This window comes from Butyrivibrio sp. DSM 10294 (assembly GCF_028539135.1).
GTDB lineage: Bacteria > Bacillota > Clostridia > Lachnospirales > Lachnospiraceae > Butyrivibrio.
Genome location: NZ_JANSWL010000062.1, coordinates 19,068 through 33,360, shown reverse-complemented (window position 1 = coordinate 33,360; position 14,293 = coordinate 19,068). Strand labels below are relative to the sequence as shown.

13 protein-coding genes are annotated in these 14,293 nt (G+C 46.8%); 3 read left to right on the top strand and 10 right to left on the bottom strand.

All coding sequences use genetic code 11. The features are described 5' to 3' along the window. Nucleotides 1–59: 59 nt before the first annotated feature. Nucleotides 60–1,202: a peptide chain release factor 2 gene (gene prfB / locus NXH67_RS06005; RefSeq protein WP_022778042.1), complete on the bottom strand. Its 1,143-nt coding sequence runs from the start codon at nt 1,200–1,202 to the stop codon at nt 60–62. A gap of 176 nt (nt 1,203–1,378) precedes the next feature. Continuing rightward, entirely contained in the window at nt 1,379–3,943 is a 2,565-nt protein-coding gene (gene secA, locus NXH67_RS06000) for a preprotein translocase subunit SecA (protein ID WP_272796776.1), read from the bottom strand. A 189-nt stretch (nt 3,944–4,132) separates the two neighbouring features. On the opposite strand from secA, the gene NXH67_RS05995 reads away from it, so the two are divergent. Both NXH67_RS05995 and NXH67_RS05990 read left to right on the top strand, forming a co-directional pair. Continuing rightward, the gene (locus tag NXH67_RS05995; protein ID WP_272796775.1) at nt 4,133–4,555 is read left to right on the top strand and encodes a hypothetical protein; all 423 of its coding nucleotides are present in this window, start codon (nt 4,133–4,135) and stop codon (nt 4,553–4,555) included. Nucleotides 4,556–4,586: 31 nt separating this feature from the next. After that, a complete protein-coding gene (locus tag NXH67_RS05990; RefSeq protein ID WP_022778039.1) occupies nt 4,587–5,672 on the top strand; it encodes a radical SAM/SPASM domain-containing protein in 1,086 nt (361 codons plus the stop codon). Nucleotides 5,673–5,846: 174 nt separating this feature from the next. Here NXH67_RS05990 and buk read toward each other — a convergent pair whose 3' ends face one another. The 3 genes from buk to NXH67_RS05975 form a co-directional block, all read right to left on the bottom strand. Next, entirely contained in the window at nt 5,847–6,911 is a 1,065-nt protein-coding gene (gene buk / locus NXH67_RS05985; RefSeq protein ID WP_330676624.1) for a butyrate kinase, read from the bottom strand. A gap of 2 nt (nt 6,912–6,913) precedes the next feature. Then, on the bottom strand, nt 6,914–7,834 hold the full coding sequence (gene ptb / locus NXH67_RS05980) for a phosphate butyryltransferase (protein ID WP_272796774.1): 921 nt from the start codon (nt 7,832–7,834) through the stop codon (nt 6,914–6,916). Between the two features lie 158 nt (nt 7,835–7,992). Beyond that, nucleotides 7,993–8,499, bottom strand: a complete 507-nt coding sequence (locus NXH67_RS05975; protein ID WP_022778036.1) for an acyl-CoA thioesterase — start codon at nt 8,497–8,499, stop codon at nt 7,993–7,995. 150 nt (nt 8,500–8,649) lie between these two features. Between NXH67_RS05975 and NXH67_RS05970 the strand changes: the two genes are divergently transcribed. Next, complete coding sequence (locus NXH67_RS05970) at nt 8,650–9,684, top strand: glycosyltransferase family 2 protein (protein ID WP_022778035.1); 1,035 nt, start codon at nt 8,650–8,652, stop codon at nt 9,682–9,684. Here the strand turns inward: NXH67_RS05970 and malQ are convergent. The 5 genes from malQ to NXH67_RS05945 all read right to left on the bottom strand — a co-directional run bounded on the left by malQ (nt 9,681) and on the right by NXH67_RS05945 (nt 14,255). Further along, on the bottom strand, nt 9,681–11,204 hold the full coding sequence (gene malQ / locus NXH67_RS05965; protein ID WP_272796773.1) for a 4-alpha-glucanotransferase: 1,524 nt from the start codon (nt 11,202–11,204) through the stop codon (nt 9,681–9,683). The two genes, NXH67_RS05970 and malQ, sit on opposite strands and share 4 nt — an antisense overlap. 125 nt (nt 11,205–11,329) lie before the next feature. Beyond that, the gene (locus NXH67_RS05960) at nt 11,330–12,067 is read right to left on the bottom strand and encodes a LytR/AlgR family response regulator transcription factor (protein ID WP_272796772.1); all 738 of its coding nucleotides are present in this window, start codon (nt 12,065–12,067) and stop codon (nt 11,330–11,332) included. Then, nucleotides 12,067–13,032: a flotillin-like protein FloA gene (gene floA / locus NXH67_RS05955; protein ID WP_022778032.1), complete on the bottom strand. Its 966-nt coding sequence runs from the start codon at nt 13,030–13,032 to the stop codon at nt 12,067–12,069. The genes NXH67_RS05960 and floA overlap by 1 nt, the downstream gene beginning before the upstream one ends. Before the next feature lies 1 nt (nt 13,033). Beyond that, nucleotides 13,034–13,516, bottom strand: coding sequence for an NfeD family protein (locus tag NXH67_RS05950; RefSeq protein ID WP_272796771.1), 483 nt, complete (start codon nt 13,514–13,516; stop codon nt 13,034–13,036). 1 nt (nt 13,517) lies between these two features. Next, complete coding sequence (locus tag NXH67_RS05945) at nt 13,518–14,255, bottom strand: sensor histidine kinase (protein WP_022778030.1); 738 nt, start codon at nt 14,253–14,255, stop codon at nt 13,518–13,520. Nucleotides 14,256–14,293 lie beyond the last annotated feature (38 nt).

Genomic DNA, 14,293 nt, shown 5'->3' with positions numbered 1-14,293 from the left:
CGGTAAGCCTTCAGGCTTAAATATTGTCTGTAATTACTCTTAAATTAAATTATTCCCAATTACTCCTCAGAGGTATCTCCAACAGGCTTACCACCTGTAGCAAGCCACTTAAGATAAGCATTGATAAAGGGATCAAGATCTCCGTCAAGAACTCCGTCGGCATTGGATGCCTTGAAGCCTGTACGTGTATCGTTAACCATTGTATATGGCTGAAGTACGTAGGATCTGATCTGGCTGCCCCAGGCGTTATCCATAACCTCACCTCTGATGCCGGCAAGCTTGGCAGCCTGCTCTTCCTGCTTCATGATAAAGAGTTTGGCCTTCAGCATCTGCATAGCCTTGTCCTTGTTCTGGAACTGTGAACGCTCATTCTGGCAGGCAACAACAACGCCGGTAGGGATATGAGTGATACGTACAGCTGATGAAGTCTTGTTGATGTGCTGTCCGCCGGCACCACTTGAACGATAAGTATCAATTCTAAGATCATCGGGATTGATGTCGATATCAACATCCTCCTCGATATCAGGCATTACGTCGCAGGATACGAAGGATGTCTGTCTCTTGGCCTGCGCATTGAAGGGACTGATACGAACAAGTCTGTGTACGCCGTGCTCTGACTTAAGAAGTCCGTAAGCATTGGTTCCTGTGATCTGGAAAGTAACTGACTTGATTCCGGCTTCGTCTCCGTCAAGAAGGTCAAGAACCTCTGTGGTGAAGCCCTTTCTCTCTGCCCATCTTGTGTACATACGATACAGCATGCTTGCCCAGTCACAGGCCTCTGTACCGCCTGCACCGGCGTTAAGACGAAGGATTACATCATATTTGTCATAGGGCTGGTTCAGAAGGTTGCTGATACGGATATTCTCAAGGGTTGTCTCGAAATCATCCAGCTCAGATCTGATCTCAGCTGCCATATCCTCATCATCAACACCCTCTGCGTTCTGCATATCGATAAGATCTATGATGTCGCCGTACTGGTTATTGAGTCTTTCAATGTTCTCCACAAGGTCCTGCATGTTCTTAAGATCCTTGGTCTTCTTGTTGGCCTTCTCTGCGTTGTCCCAGAAGTTAGGCTCCTCCATCTCTCTTGAAAGCTCTTCGATTATCTTTTTCTTAGTGTCAAGGTCCAGGGAAGCTGTGACCTCTTTAAGTGTATCCTGAAGGTTCTGAATCTCAACCTTCATCTGATCTAAAACTACCATTATTCTAACTCCTATACATATAAACGAGCGATACGGACTGCTCCGCTTCGCTCCCGCACTCCTACGTACATTCGTAATCCGCACTACCGTGCTACTTACTCATGTACGTTCAGTCCTATCAAAACCACAATGCTCTGTGCAAGCACAGCATTGTGGTTTCTCAGTCCTTATATCGCTCATACCCTGCCGTGGCAGTTCTTGTACTTCTTGCCGCTTCCGCATGGGCATGGATCATTGGGATAAACCTTGGCTTCAACTCTCTTAACGGGAGCCTTGGCAACTGAGTCATCCTTGTTTGTTCCCGTAACCTTGGCAACCTGCTCACGCTCAACCTTCTCCTCGATGTGAACGTGGAACAGAAGTCTTACGGTATCCTCCTTGATGTTCTTGGTCATCTCATCGAACATCTCATAACCTGAGAGCTTGTACTCAATCTTGGGATCTCTCTGGCCGTAAGCCTGAAGTCCGATACCCTGCCTTAACTGATCCATATCATCGATGTGGTCCATCCACTTTCTGTCGATAACCTTAAGAAGGATGACACGCTCAATCTCTCTTATGGTCTCAGGCTCAGGGAACTCTGCCTCTTTTGCCTCATAGAGTCTTACAGCCTCTTCCTTGAGCTGCTGTGTAAGGCCGGACTTGGTAAGCTTATCAATACGTCCTCTTGTGATTTTCTTAAGAGGAATAGTAGGTAAAAGAAGTTCATTGAGCTCCTTGAGATTCCAGTTGTCAGCATCATTCTCCTCGCCCACAACGGTCTCTACGGATGCCTCAACAATATCTGTGATCATCTTGTAGATGGAATCACGCATGGAGTCACCGTCAAGAACCTTCTTACGCTCTGCGTAGATGATCTCTCTCTGCTCATTGTTAACCTGGTCGTACTCAAGAAGGTTCTTTCTGATTCCGTAGTTGTTGGACTCGATCTTCTTCTGAGCTGACTCGATGGCCTTGGAAAGAGATGCGTGCTCAATCTCCTGGCCCTCAGGTATCTTAAGTGTATTGAACATTGCAATGAGTCTCTCTGAACCAAAGAGTCTCATAAGGTTGTCTTCAAGTGAAAGATAGAATTTGGACTCACCGGGATCTCCCTGACGTCCTGAACGTCCACGGAGCTGGTTATCGATACGTCTTGATTCATGTCTCTCAGTACCGATGATCTTAAGTCCTCCGGCTGCTCTTGCATCCTCGTCAAGCTTGATATCGGTACCACGGCCTGCCATGTTGGTGGCGATGGTAACGGCGCCCTTTCTTCCGGCCTCTGCTACGATCTCAGCCTCCATCTCATGGAACTTGGCGTTCAGTACGTGGTGCTGAATTCCTCTCTTCTTAAGAAGCTTACTGATTTCCTCTGAAGACTCAATGGTGATGGTACCTACAAGAACGGGCTGGCCCTTCTCATGGGATGCCACAACTGCGTCGCAGATAGCATTGAGTTTCTCCTTCTTGGTCTTGTATACAGCATCCTGAAGATCCTTACGGATAACAGGCTCGTTGGTAGGAATCTCGATAACATCAAGTCCGTAAATATCACGGAACTCTCTCTCCTCTGTAAGAGCTGTACCGGTCATACCGCACTTCTTGTCGAACTTGTTGAAGAAGTTCTGGAAGGTGATGGTAGCAAGAGTCTTGGACTCTCTCTTAACCTTAACATGCTCCTTAGCCTCGATGGCCTGATGGAGACCGTCAGAATAACGACGTCCGGGCATGATACGTCCTGTGAACTCGTCTACGATAAGTACCTCATCATCCTTGACGATATAGTCATGGTCTCTCTGCATAAGGTTGTTGGCACGAAGAGCCAGGATGATGTTGTGCTGGATCTCAAGGTTCTCGGGATCAGCCAGGTTCTCTATACGGAAGAATCTCTCAACCTTGGCAACACCCTGCTCTGTAAGGTTGACTATCTTATCCTTCTCATTAACGATGAAATCACCGGTCTCTTCTCTCTCGACACCCATGATAGCATCCATCTTGGTGAGCTCTTCCTGATCCTCACCACGGGTCATCTGCTTGGCCAGAATATCGCAGGCCTCATAGAGCTTGGTTGATTTATCGCTCTGACCGGAAATGATAAGAGGAGTTCTTGCTTCGTCGATAAGGATTGAGTCTATCTCATCGATGATGGCATAGTTAAGTCCGCGAAGAACGCACTGCTCCTTGTAGATGGCCATGTTGTCACGAAGATAATCAAAACCAAGTTCGTTATTGGTAACATAAGTGATATCGCAGTTGTAGGCAGCCTTTCTCTCCTCGGAGGTCATGCTGTTAAGTACAACACCGACAGTAAGTCCCAAGAATTCATGGATCTTACCCATCCACTCAGCGTCACGCTTAGCCAGGTAATCGTTGACTGTTACGACATGAACACCTTTGCCTGCAAGAGCGTCAAGATATGAAGGGAGTGTAGCCACAAGGGTCTTACCTTCACCGGTTCTCATCTCGGCGATACGGCCCTGGTGGAGGATAACACCACCAATAAGCTGAACTCTGAAGTGTTCCATACCGAGAACTCTCTTACCGGCCTCTCTAACTACCGCATATGCCTCAGGCATGATGTCGTCGAGAGTTTCGCCATCGGCAAGTCTCTTCTTAAACTCATCTGTCTTGGCCCTGAGTTCCTCATCGGAAAGAGCCTGCATCTTGGGTCTCATTGCTTCGATTGAATCAACGGTTCCTCTGATCCTGCGAAGCTCCCTTTCACTGTGTGTTCCAATAATCTTATCAATAATACTCATTCTTCTATTCTCCAATTTGGGGCATAGGTCCCCAATTTTTAGTCAAAGTACGGGAACTATTTTAGCAGATTTGCGTAAAATGTTCAACCGCCATATGTTGTGAATAGATAGCTTCTTCCCCCCAAAAAAGAAATTGAAAAGATTCCCGCATTTGTTTATTATGTATGTAATTCTATGGAGGAATTAAGTATGAAAAAAATGACCAAAAAAGTTGTTATAGCAACCACAACCGGTCTTGCAAGCATGATTCTCAATGCAGCTTGCGGCTACGGCCCGCCGGTAGAATATGAAGATCCCGGCAGCGCCTACGGTATTTCAGCCGAGGATGCATCTGCAATGGACTCTGCGGCAGATGCTGCATCAGAGTCTTCCGTTTCAGATACAGATACCCAGTATAGTTCTTTCGATGCTTCATCCGAGAGTTCAATAGAAATAAGTGCAGATGAGAGCACCGCAGCACCATCCGAGGACATAATTATGGAAGAGGTTCCTTCAGAAGCTACAAGCCTTCCTGATTCATCGGAAGATAATCTTGTGGATCCGGGTGATTCCGACAATTACAAGATTCCGTCGATCCCCGCAGTATACGGACCACCAACAGTAGATGGCTGATACAAATAAGACGCATTAAGGATATATAGATATGAACAAAGCCAAAATGAAATTATCACACCTTGACCTGCAGCATGACCTGCGGGTCAAGTTCTTTAAAAAGCCCAAACTCCAGCAGCTTTTTTTCGAGCTCACTCTTAACTGCAACGAGCATTGCCGCCACTGCGGCTCAAGATGCGGAGAGGTAAGTGCCGCCGAGATGAGCGCCGCTTCCTGGAAAAATATACTGGATCAGTTAAAAGAGGATTATAAGGACTCTCTTCCCCAGATCAACGTAACCGGAGGAGAGCCCCTTTTGTATAAGGACTTTGAAGAGGTTATGAGCTATGCTCACTCCCTGGGATTCAAGTGGGGAATGACCTCCAACGCCATCCTGATAACGCCGGAAGTAGCACAGATGCTGAAGAGATGCGGAATGAACACAATTTCCGTAAGTATCGATGGCCTTCCCGACACCCATGATGAGATCCGCGGCCTTCCCGGCGCCTACCGCAGAGCCATGGAGGGCATTCAGAATCTGATAGATCTTAACTGCTTTGACCAGATCATGGTCACAACGGTGGTCAATCATCAGACCATAAGTCAGCTGGAGCCGCTGTATGAGATAATGAGCGGCATTGATATCGACAGCTGGCGTGTCATGGGCATTGAGCCTATAGGAAGAGCCCTTGAACATCCCGAGCTCCTTCTCACCGATGAAGACCACAAGACAATCATGGATTTCATCCGCAGCAAAAGAGCTGACAATGATCCTGTCACCTACGGCTGCTGCCACTATCTCGGTCTTGACTATGAAAGAGAAGTAAGAGACTGGTACTTCTTCTGCATGGCGGGAATTACCGTTGCCAGCATCACAGTAACCGGAGACGTAATGGGATGCCTTGATATCGACAGAACCCAGAAGGGCGTAGTTCAGGGCAATATAGGAAGCAGGCGTTTCTCCGATATCTGGGAGAATGAATTCAAAGATTATCGCTATGATAAAGGCGAAGACGATGAGAAATGCAAGAACTGCAAGAGCAGAAAATACTGCATGGGCGGCGCCTTCCACACCTGGGATCTGGAGGCCGGCACCCAGCGCCTCTGCCTCAGAAATGCGCTGTTTCCTGATAAATGATGATATACGGATTGCTTCGTTTCTTCGAAACTGTCGCAATCCTACAAGAATTCGGAAATCGCCATGCTCATTTCATTCGCATGTCTTTTTTCCTCATTCTTGTTAAGCTCATAAATAATTAAGGCTAACCATGCAAGCATGGTTAGCCTTATTGCTTATTCGCTTATATCATCATTAATACTGCTGAGCCTTCTCCTCGCCGTTAATTACACGGATAGCGCCCTGTGCAAGAGCAAGAAGCTCGTCCTCACCGGGATATACGGTAACGGGGCAGATCCAGTCAACGCGCTCTTTGATCTTGTCTGTGATAACCTGACCGTATGCGATACCGCCTGTAAGAATGATCTGGTCAACCTTGCCCTTAAGAACTGTAGCGCAGGCACCTATGTTCTTGCAGATCTGATAGATGAAGGCTTCACGAACAAGGATTGCCTTCTCGTTGCCTTCCTCGCACATCTTGTTAACTTCTCTCATATCGTTGGTTCCAAGGTAAGCGTTAAGTCCGCCGTAGCCAACGATCTTCTTTTTCATCTCGTCGTAGCTGTACTTGCCGGAGAAACACATATCTACAAGAGCCTTGGCAGGAATGCCGTTTGCTCTCTCGGGAGAGAATGCTCCGTCGCCGTTAAGTGCTGCGTATACATCAACCATCTTGCCGTTCTTGTGAACGCCTGTGGATGTGCCCCCGCCCATGTGAACTACGATAACGCTGATCTCGTCATACTTTTTGCCAATCTCCTTAGCATAGCGTCTTGCAACAGCCTTCTGGTTAAGAGGATGGTCGATGGAAACACGCTCAATCTCAGGCACACCTGAAATGCGGGCAACGGGCTCCATCTCGTCAACTACTACGGGGTCAACGATGTAGGAAGGAACGCCGATCTCATCGCCGATCTCTCTTGCAAGGATACCGCCAAGGTTGGATGCGTGCTGTCCCTGAACGCCCTTTCTGAGGTCCTCTAACAGTGCATCTGTGCACTCATAGGTGCCACCGGGAATGGGACGAAGAAGTCCGCCTCTTCCTACGATCACGTTGAAGGACTTGATATCGATGCTCTCCTTTTTAAGGAAATCAAGGATAATGTTCTTACGGAAATCCTTCTGATCGATAATTGATGCATAGGACTCGATTTCCTCAGTGCTGTGTCTTAAGGTTTCCTCTTTTACAAGAGTCTCGTCCTCAAAAATACCAACCTTTGTAGATGTGGAACCGGGATTAATGATCAAACTTTTAATCATGATTATTCTCCTTTATTCTGAGCTGCTACAACTGCGGCAAGTGCGATTGAATTAACCTTAACCTCAACGGAATCAGATCTGGAGGTAAGGATAACAGGTGCCTTGGTACCTGTAAGGATGTTGCCGTTCTTAACCTGTGCAAGACGAACGATGGTCTTGTAGGTAAGGTTACCTGCGTGGATATCAGGGAAAAGAAGGATGTCGGCGTCGCCTACGATCTTTCTGTCAAGAGCGCCTGCTTTGTGCTTGGCAGCCTCAGGATCAATTGCAAGGTCCATGGAAAGAGGTCCGTCAACGATGCAGTTCTTGATCTCACCGGCTTCGTTAAGTCTTGTGAGCTCTGCTGCCTCGAGAGTTACGGGCATCTTGGGGTTAACAACCTCAACTGCTGCAAGAGGAGCAACCTTAGGGCACTCAACGCCGCAAGCTCTTGCTACATCCACTGTATATTCAATGATAACTTTTTTGTCCTCAAGTGTGGGATATGGCATGAAAGCAACGTCTGTAAGGAATAAAAGACGATCAATGCCGGGAATTTCAAATACGCAAACATGTGAAAGAGGACGGCCTGTGCGAAGTCCTACTTCCTTATCAAGAACGCTCTTAAGGAAATCCTTGGATTCAAGAGCACCCTTCATATAGATATCAGCCTTGCCGCTAGATACAAGAGATACTGCAGTGCGGGCAGCCTCAATTGTGTCCTTGACATCAATGATCTCGTAGTCAGCGGGATTCATTGAATACTCACTCATGATTTCCTCGATCTTGTCCTTGTCACCAACGAGAATGGGATCAACGATTCCTCTCTCCTTAGCAATCTTAACAGCCTCAAGTACATGTGAGTCCTGGGCTACAGCAACAGACATCTTCTTGGTGCTTGCTGTTTTAAGTTTTGCAAGAATGTCATCAAAGTTCTTACTCATCTATATAACCTCCATTTTTTAATTTACATCGCCATATGACAAAATTTTAACACTTCAATGTTTCAGGTGCAAGTATTTATCTAGGCTGAGTAGGCCAAACCAAAAAGCCGGCAGCGAAGTTTTTCGCCACCGGCCTGTGCCATTTCATAAGTAATATTCTAGAAGCCTTCCATACGTCTCTGACGGCGAAGTTCGCGGCGTTTAACGGCACCTTCCCACTCAGCCTTCTCATTCTCTGTGCGGATGTTAAGTCCATAGGGAACAGTAACGGGAGTTCCGTCGTCATCCACGCACACCTCGGTAAGATATGCTCTGTTGAGCACATGTCTCATACCGGTTCTGATATCTTCAACATAGGTATCTACTCTGACTTCCATGGAAGTCTTTCCAACATATGTAATTTTTCCAATAATAACAAGAACGTCTCCGAGAACCGCGCCCTGCTTGAACTGCATGTTGTCAACAGCAGCGGTTGCAATGGGATTACCCGAATGTCTTATGGCAACAGTGCCTGCCACCTCGTCGATCCACGCCATGAGCTGTCCGCCAAAGAGTCTGTTCTGAGCATTAATCTCATCATACTTAACTACCTTGGTCCACTCTGTTATGGAGTCTTCAACATTCTTGTTGGCAATCTGCTTATCTACATGAAAAACCTTGCCCATTCACTCACCTCCAAAGAGATTTTTATACTACCTATTTTACCCTATTATCCACATATGTGCCATATGGATTTACCCGCCGCTTCTTCCATCTTCCCTGTATTTATGTTAACATTGGGTTTGTAATATTCTGATAAAAAAGGAGCTCTCGCCATGACTTTGGAGCCAAAGGTAAGCGTAATAATACCGGTCTACAACACAGCTGCATATCTCAAGGAATGCATGAAGTCTGTTCTTGAACAGACTTTTTCCGATATCGAGATCATATTGGTGGACGATGGTTCAACGGATGGAATCAGTCCCAAGATGTGTGATGATTACGCATCCTCAGACCAGAGAGTCAGGGTACTTCACAAGGAAAACGGAGGCCTCATGTCCGCCTGGATTGCAGGCACCAGGCAGGCTCTTGCCCCTTATGTCTGCTACATCGACAGCGACGACTGGGTTGACACCGACATGATTGAGAAGCTCTATTCACATATTTCTGCAGACAACATCGACTGCGAGATCATCTCCGGTAACTATATTGTAGAAAAAGCAGGTGAACGAAGGAAGGAAACCCAGGGGCTCATCCCTGGCGTCTACACCGCTGAGCAGCTATCCTCCATCAGAAGAAGGCTCCTTGGCGAAGAGACAAGACCCGTCACCATGTCCCGCTGTATGAAGCTCATCTCCAGACAGCTCGTTCTTGATAACCTCAGCTTTTGTAATACAAATATATCCATGAGCGAAGATGTGAACATTATTCTGCCCTGTCTTCTTGACTGCAGGCGCCTTGTAATTGTGAAGGATGGGTATTTCTACCATTATCGTTCGAATGCAAGCTCCATAGTCCACAGCTACAACCCTAAGCTCCTGTCTAATCTGGAACTTACCGACAAGACCTTTAGAGAGATTTTCAGGGCAAAAGGCATCAAAAACGGCAACGAACAAATGGACCGCGAGTTTATCATCATACTTCACCTGGTCCTCAAAAACGAACTGCGCTGCCAGAGCGGAAAAGTTGTTAAAAGAGTCCGGGATATCTTTCTTCGCGATGATATCAGAAAGAAAGTCCAGAGTACTCCCCTTTCCATCAGTGGCAGCGCCAATAAGCTTATTTACTTTTGCATCAGACATCCCAACACCCCGGTAATCCTTGTTACCAAGGCAATACTTACAGCCTACGACAGGAAGACCAACAGTTAATCTTTTGCTGCTATGGAAGGCACCTTTGGCGCCTTAGGAATTCGGCTGTAGGTCTCGGTCATAAGGCGGATGCTCCTTGCCAGGTCCTGTGACAGGTAATTAGGAGTAAGTCTCCACATCCAGTTGCCCTCGGAGGTTCCGGGAGTATTGATCCTGGCCTCTCTTCCCTTGCAGAGGTAATCCTGAAGCGGAACTATGCACAGGTCTGCCACAGAGCGGTAGGCCTCTCTTATTATATCCCACACAAGAGCACCGTAATCGGTGTTGATGGAATTCACATAACGTCTTGTAAAATCCCTTTCACCGTCATTTATCTCCTGTACCCATGCAAAGGTGGGTGTATTATCATGTGTTCCCGTATACACCACAGCATTTCTCTCGTGCCTGTGGGTCACATATATGCTGTCCCAGCTGGTGAATCCGAACTGAAGGACCTTCATTCCGGGGAACCCTGTATCCTCAAGGAGTTTGACATTTTCCTCGGTGTAGCTTCCAAGGTCTTCTGCTATCATGTTAAGCTCCCCTATCTCCTTCTTAAGAGCCTTGAAGAGGTCCATTCCGGGGCCTTTTTTGAGCTTGCCCTTCTCAGCGGTCTTATCCCCAAAGGGAATCTCATAATATTCGTTGAATCCGTGGAAATGATCGATACGTATCACATCAAACCACTCATAGTTTCGCTTAATTCTTTTTGTCCACCAATCGTAGTCCTTCTTTTTAAGAGCTTCCCAATCATATATGGGATTGCCCCAGAGCTGACCTGTGGGTGAAAAAGCATCCGGCGGACACCCGGCAACTGCCTTTGGACACAGATCCTTATCCATCTCGAACACTTCGGGATGAGACCAGGCATCGGCGCTGTCCATGGCCACGTAGAAGGGAAGGTCTCCGATGATCTTCACATTCTTTTTTCTTGCGTATTCATGGATATCACTCCACTGCTTGTCGAACATGAATTGTTCAAAGTATATGAATTCCAGCTCTTTTTCGTTCTCTTTTTTAACTTTATCAAGAGCCGCCTTTTTGTGGAGTCTTAGCTCATCGTCCCATTCAAGCCAGGATTTTCCTTCCTGAAGCTTTTTGATAATGACATAGAGGGCATAGTCAGGAAGCCAGTAATCGTTGTCCTTGAGATACTTCTTAAGCTCCTTCTTATCCTCTTTTTCCAGGAAATTCTCGTAGGCCTTACGAAGGACTGCTGGTCTGTTCTCGTAGAGCTTGCCGTAATCCACAGCTTCAAGATTGCTGCCAAAGTCCACGCCATTTACGTCATCCCAGGCAAGAAGACCTTCCTCTATAAGCTTTTCCGGTGATATAAAGTATGGATTGCCCGCAAAGGCAGAAAGAGGCTGATAGGGCGAATTGCCAAAGCCCGTGGGTCCTAATGGCAACACCTGCCAGTAGCCCTGTCCGGAGCTCTCCAGAAAGTCCACAAAGTCGAAGGCCTCTTTTGAAAAACAACCTATGCCAAACTTGGACGCCAGTGAGAACACCGGCATAAGAATTCCGCTTTCCCTGTTCATAATCTCTCCTCCTCTTCTGTAAAAATCACAAGATAGATATAATTATACACTAAATATCGATACTGTGCTCCAAACAGAAATGGCTGCTGCCTGGGCAACAACCATTGTCGTGTATTCATATGTAGTTAAAACAGTAGATTCTGCTTCATCTCATTGTATTTCTCAGAGGTCATAAGAGCCGTCTCTGAGGTATCCTTCAGAGTTACAGTATAGGTCCATCTGCCGTAGACTTCAAGTTTCCTGACTGCGCTGAGCCTGATAATATAGGACTTATGGCAACGCATGAACTGCGACGGGTCAAGCTTTTCCTGTATTGCTGTGAGCGAGGTAGCTGTCAGAAAGACTTCGTCTTTCGTAACTATCCTGCACATACCGTCGGCTCTCTCAACCATGATGATGTCTTTGGTATCGATGAGGTTTATCTCTTCTTTTCCCCTGATGACGAGCTTTTCATAGGACTGTTCCGACTTGCTATCGGAATTCTCAGTTTCTTTGACATCGCCCTGAGCCTTGATCCTCTCAAGAGTCTTGGTGATCCTCTCCAGGTCAAAAGGCTTGACCAGATAGTCAAAGGCGTAGATCTCAAAGGCATTGGCCATGTACTCGCTGTGGGCGGTGGCGAAGATAATCTTTACCTTCGGGTCCACCTCTGTGATGGCTTTGGCGCAGTCAAGACCACTCTCTCCCGCCAGATCTATATCCATAAAGACAACATCAGGGCGAATCTTGATAAATTCACTGATGGCCGACGCAAAGTTCCCGCAGGAAGCCACAACGCTGCAATCAGAGGTCCTCTCTATCATCTTCTTCAGGATGCCGCGGATCTGCTCCTCATCCTCAACTATCATTACCTTGATCATCATTACTTTTTATCCTTCTTGGTCTCAACATATTCTGCAATGCTGTTTCCGATGTCGTTCTTCATCTTGGTGTCGGCCTGGACATTCTTGAGATTGTAGTAATCAAGAACTCCTAAGTTGCCTGATCTTAAGGCCTCTGCCATGGCTCTTGGGATATCGGCCTCTGCCTTAACAACCTCTGCCTTCATCTCCTGTTCAAGGGCAACCGCCATTGCTCTTCTCTCCTCGGCCTTGGCCTGAGCGATCTTGGTATTGGCCTCAGCCTGAAGGCTCTGAAGGTTGGCTCCGATGTTTCTTCCTATGTCGATATCGGCGATATCAATTGACATGATCTCATAGGCTGTGCCTGAATCAAGGCCTTTTTCCAGAACTACCTTGGAGATGTCGTCAGGGTTCTCCAGAACGCTGCTGTGAGTGATCGCGGAACCAACAGTGGTTACGATACCTTCACCGACTCTGGCAAGAACTGTTGCTTCGCCGGCACCACCGATGAGCTGATCGATGTTGGTCCTTACCGTGACACGTGCCTTAACAAGAAGCTCAATTCCGTCCTTGGCTACAGCAGAGATCTGAGGTGTCTCGATAACCTTGGGTGTAACACTCATGGTAACGGCTTCGAATACGTCACGTCCTGCAAGGTCGATGGCTGAAGCCTGCTCAAAGGACAGGTTCATGCTGGCTCTCTCTGCGGCGATAAGTGCATTTACAACGCTGTCTACATTTCCACCTGCAAGGTAATGAGCCTCAAGCTGGTTGGTGGTCACATCGATTCCTGCCTTGGTTGCCTTGATGAGTGGTCCAACGATCTTAGCAGGTCTTACGCGGCGAAGCTTCATTCCAACAAGTGTAAAGATACTGATCTTGACTCCGCTGGCGATGGCTGAGATCCACATGCCCACGGGAATTACTGTACAGAAAACTATGAGTAAAACAATTATCAGAGCTGCTACTATTATAGGTGTAAACATATTATTTTTCCTCCTCAACAATTATCCTGTTGTTTTTTACTTCGGTAATCACCAGCGCTGCACCTCTTTTTATGTAGTAATTACCGGATAGAATATCAAACTTTACTCCGTCAAACTCACCTTTGCCCGAAGGCTTAAGATCCGTCACTGCCACTCCCTTTTTTCCGATGAGATATTCCATGTCCTGTTCATCGATAAAAAGATTCTTGCCGGGCAGGTCCGTATCCAGCTTGATCGGCGACTTTATCTTTTTAGAGCTGAATACCAGAATGCTTACAACCAGCATCACAGCTATTATTACCACTGCGATGATGCCTACCATTATCCTCTCTGAGGCATTCCTGCCGGTTAAAAAAATGCCTGCTGCGGTGAAGATGATCCCTGCCATCCCGGGGATTCCAAAGCCCGGAAGGATGAACTCAACTCCCACCAGGACGATCCCCACCAGCAGAACTATCAATCCCAATATCTGGACTGTTCCCATATTACTCTCCTTTGCCAAAACTTACTGAAAACACTGTTTCCTCTTCGTCTGAATCAAGCTCCAGACTTCCCTTGTTCTTACTTACAATTTCGGAGACGATGGCAAGGCCCATTCCGTGACCCTCATCCTTCTTGGTGGTAAAGCCTCTTTTGAAGATCTTGTCCCTGATATCCTCAGGAATCTTGGGACCGTTATCCTCAACGCTGAAGATGTATCTTTCTTTGGTCTCGGTGATATCTACACGAATCTTCTTCTCTTCCAGGTCGCTATCCTCAAGAGCTCTAATAGCATTGTCTATCAGATTGGATAAAACTTTACAGAGCTCCCAGTCTTCGATGCATAGGTTCTTCAGATCAGATTTTACTTCGATGACAAAGTCGATGACCTTAGCCTCGGCCTCTGCTGTTTTAGCGGCAAGGAGTGCATTTATGGCAGGCTTTGACGTCTTTACAGCTTTGCCTGTTTTCAGCAGCTCCTTGTAGACCTTCTTAAGGTATGAGTTCATCTCGTCATATTCCTCAAGCTCCATGAGCCCGTATACGATCTGAAGATGATTAAGGTAATCATGCCTGTCCATTCTGAGCTTGTCATTGAGCCTGCACAGATTGTCTATGCTCTCACTTAGGGCATCGTTTCTGTTTATCAGCTTAATGTAGTTCCTTGCCAGAAGAATCACACATACAACAAGTATGACCACCAGCGCGACACAAAAGATCAGGTATATTGATGTATCTCCCACAACCGCCTCCGTGTTATTTTCTATAATCAAATATTATC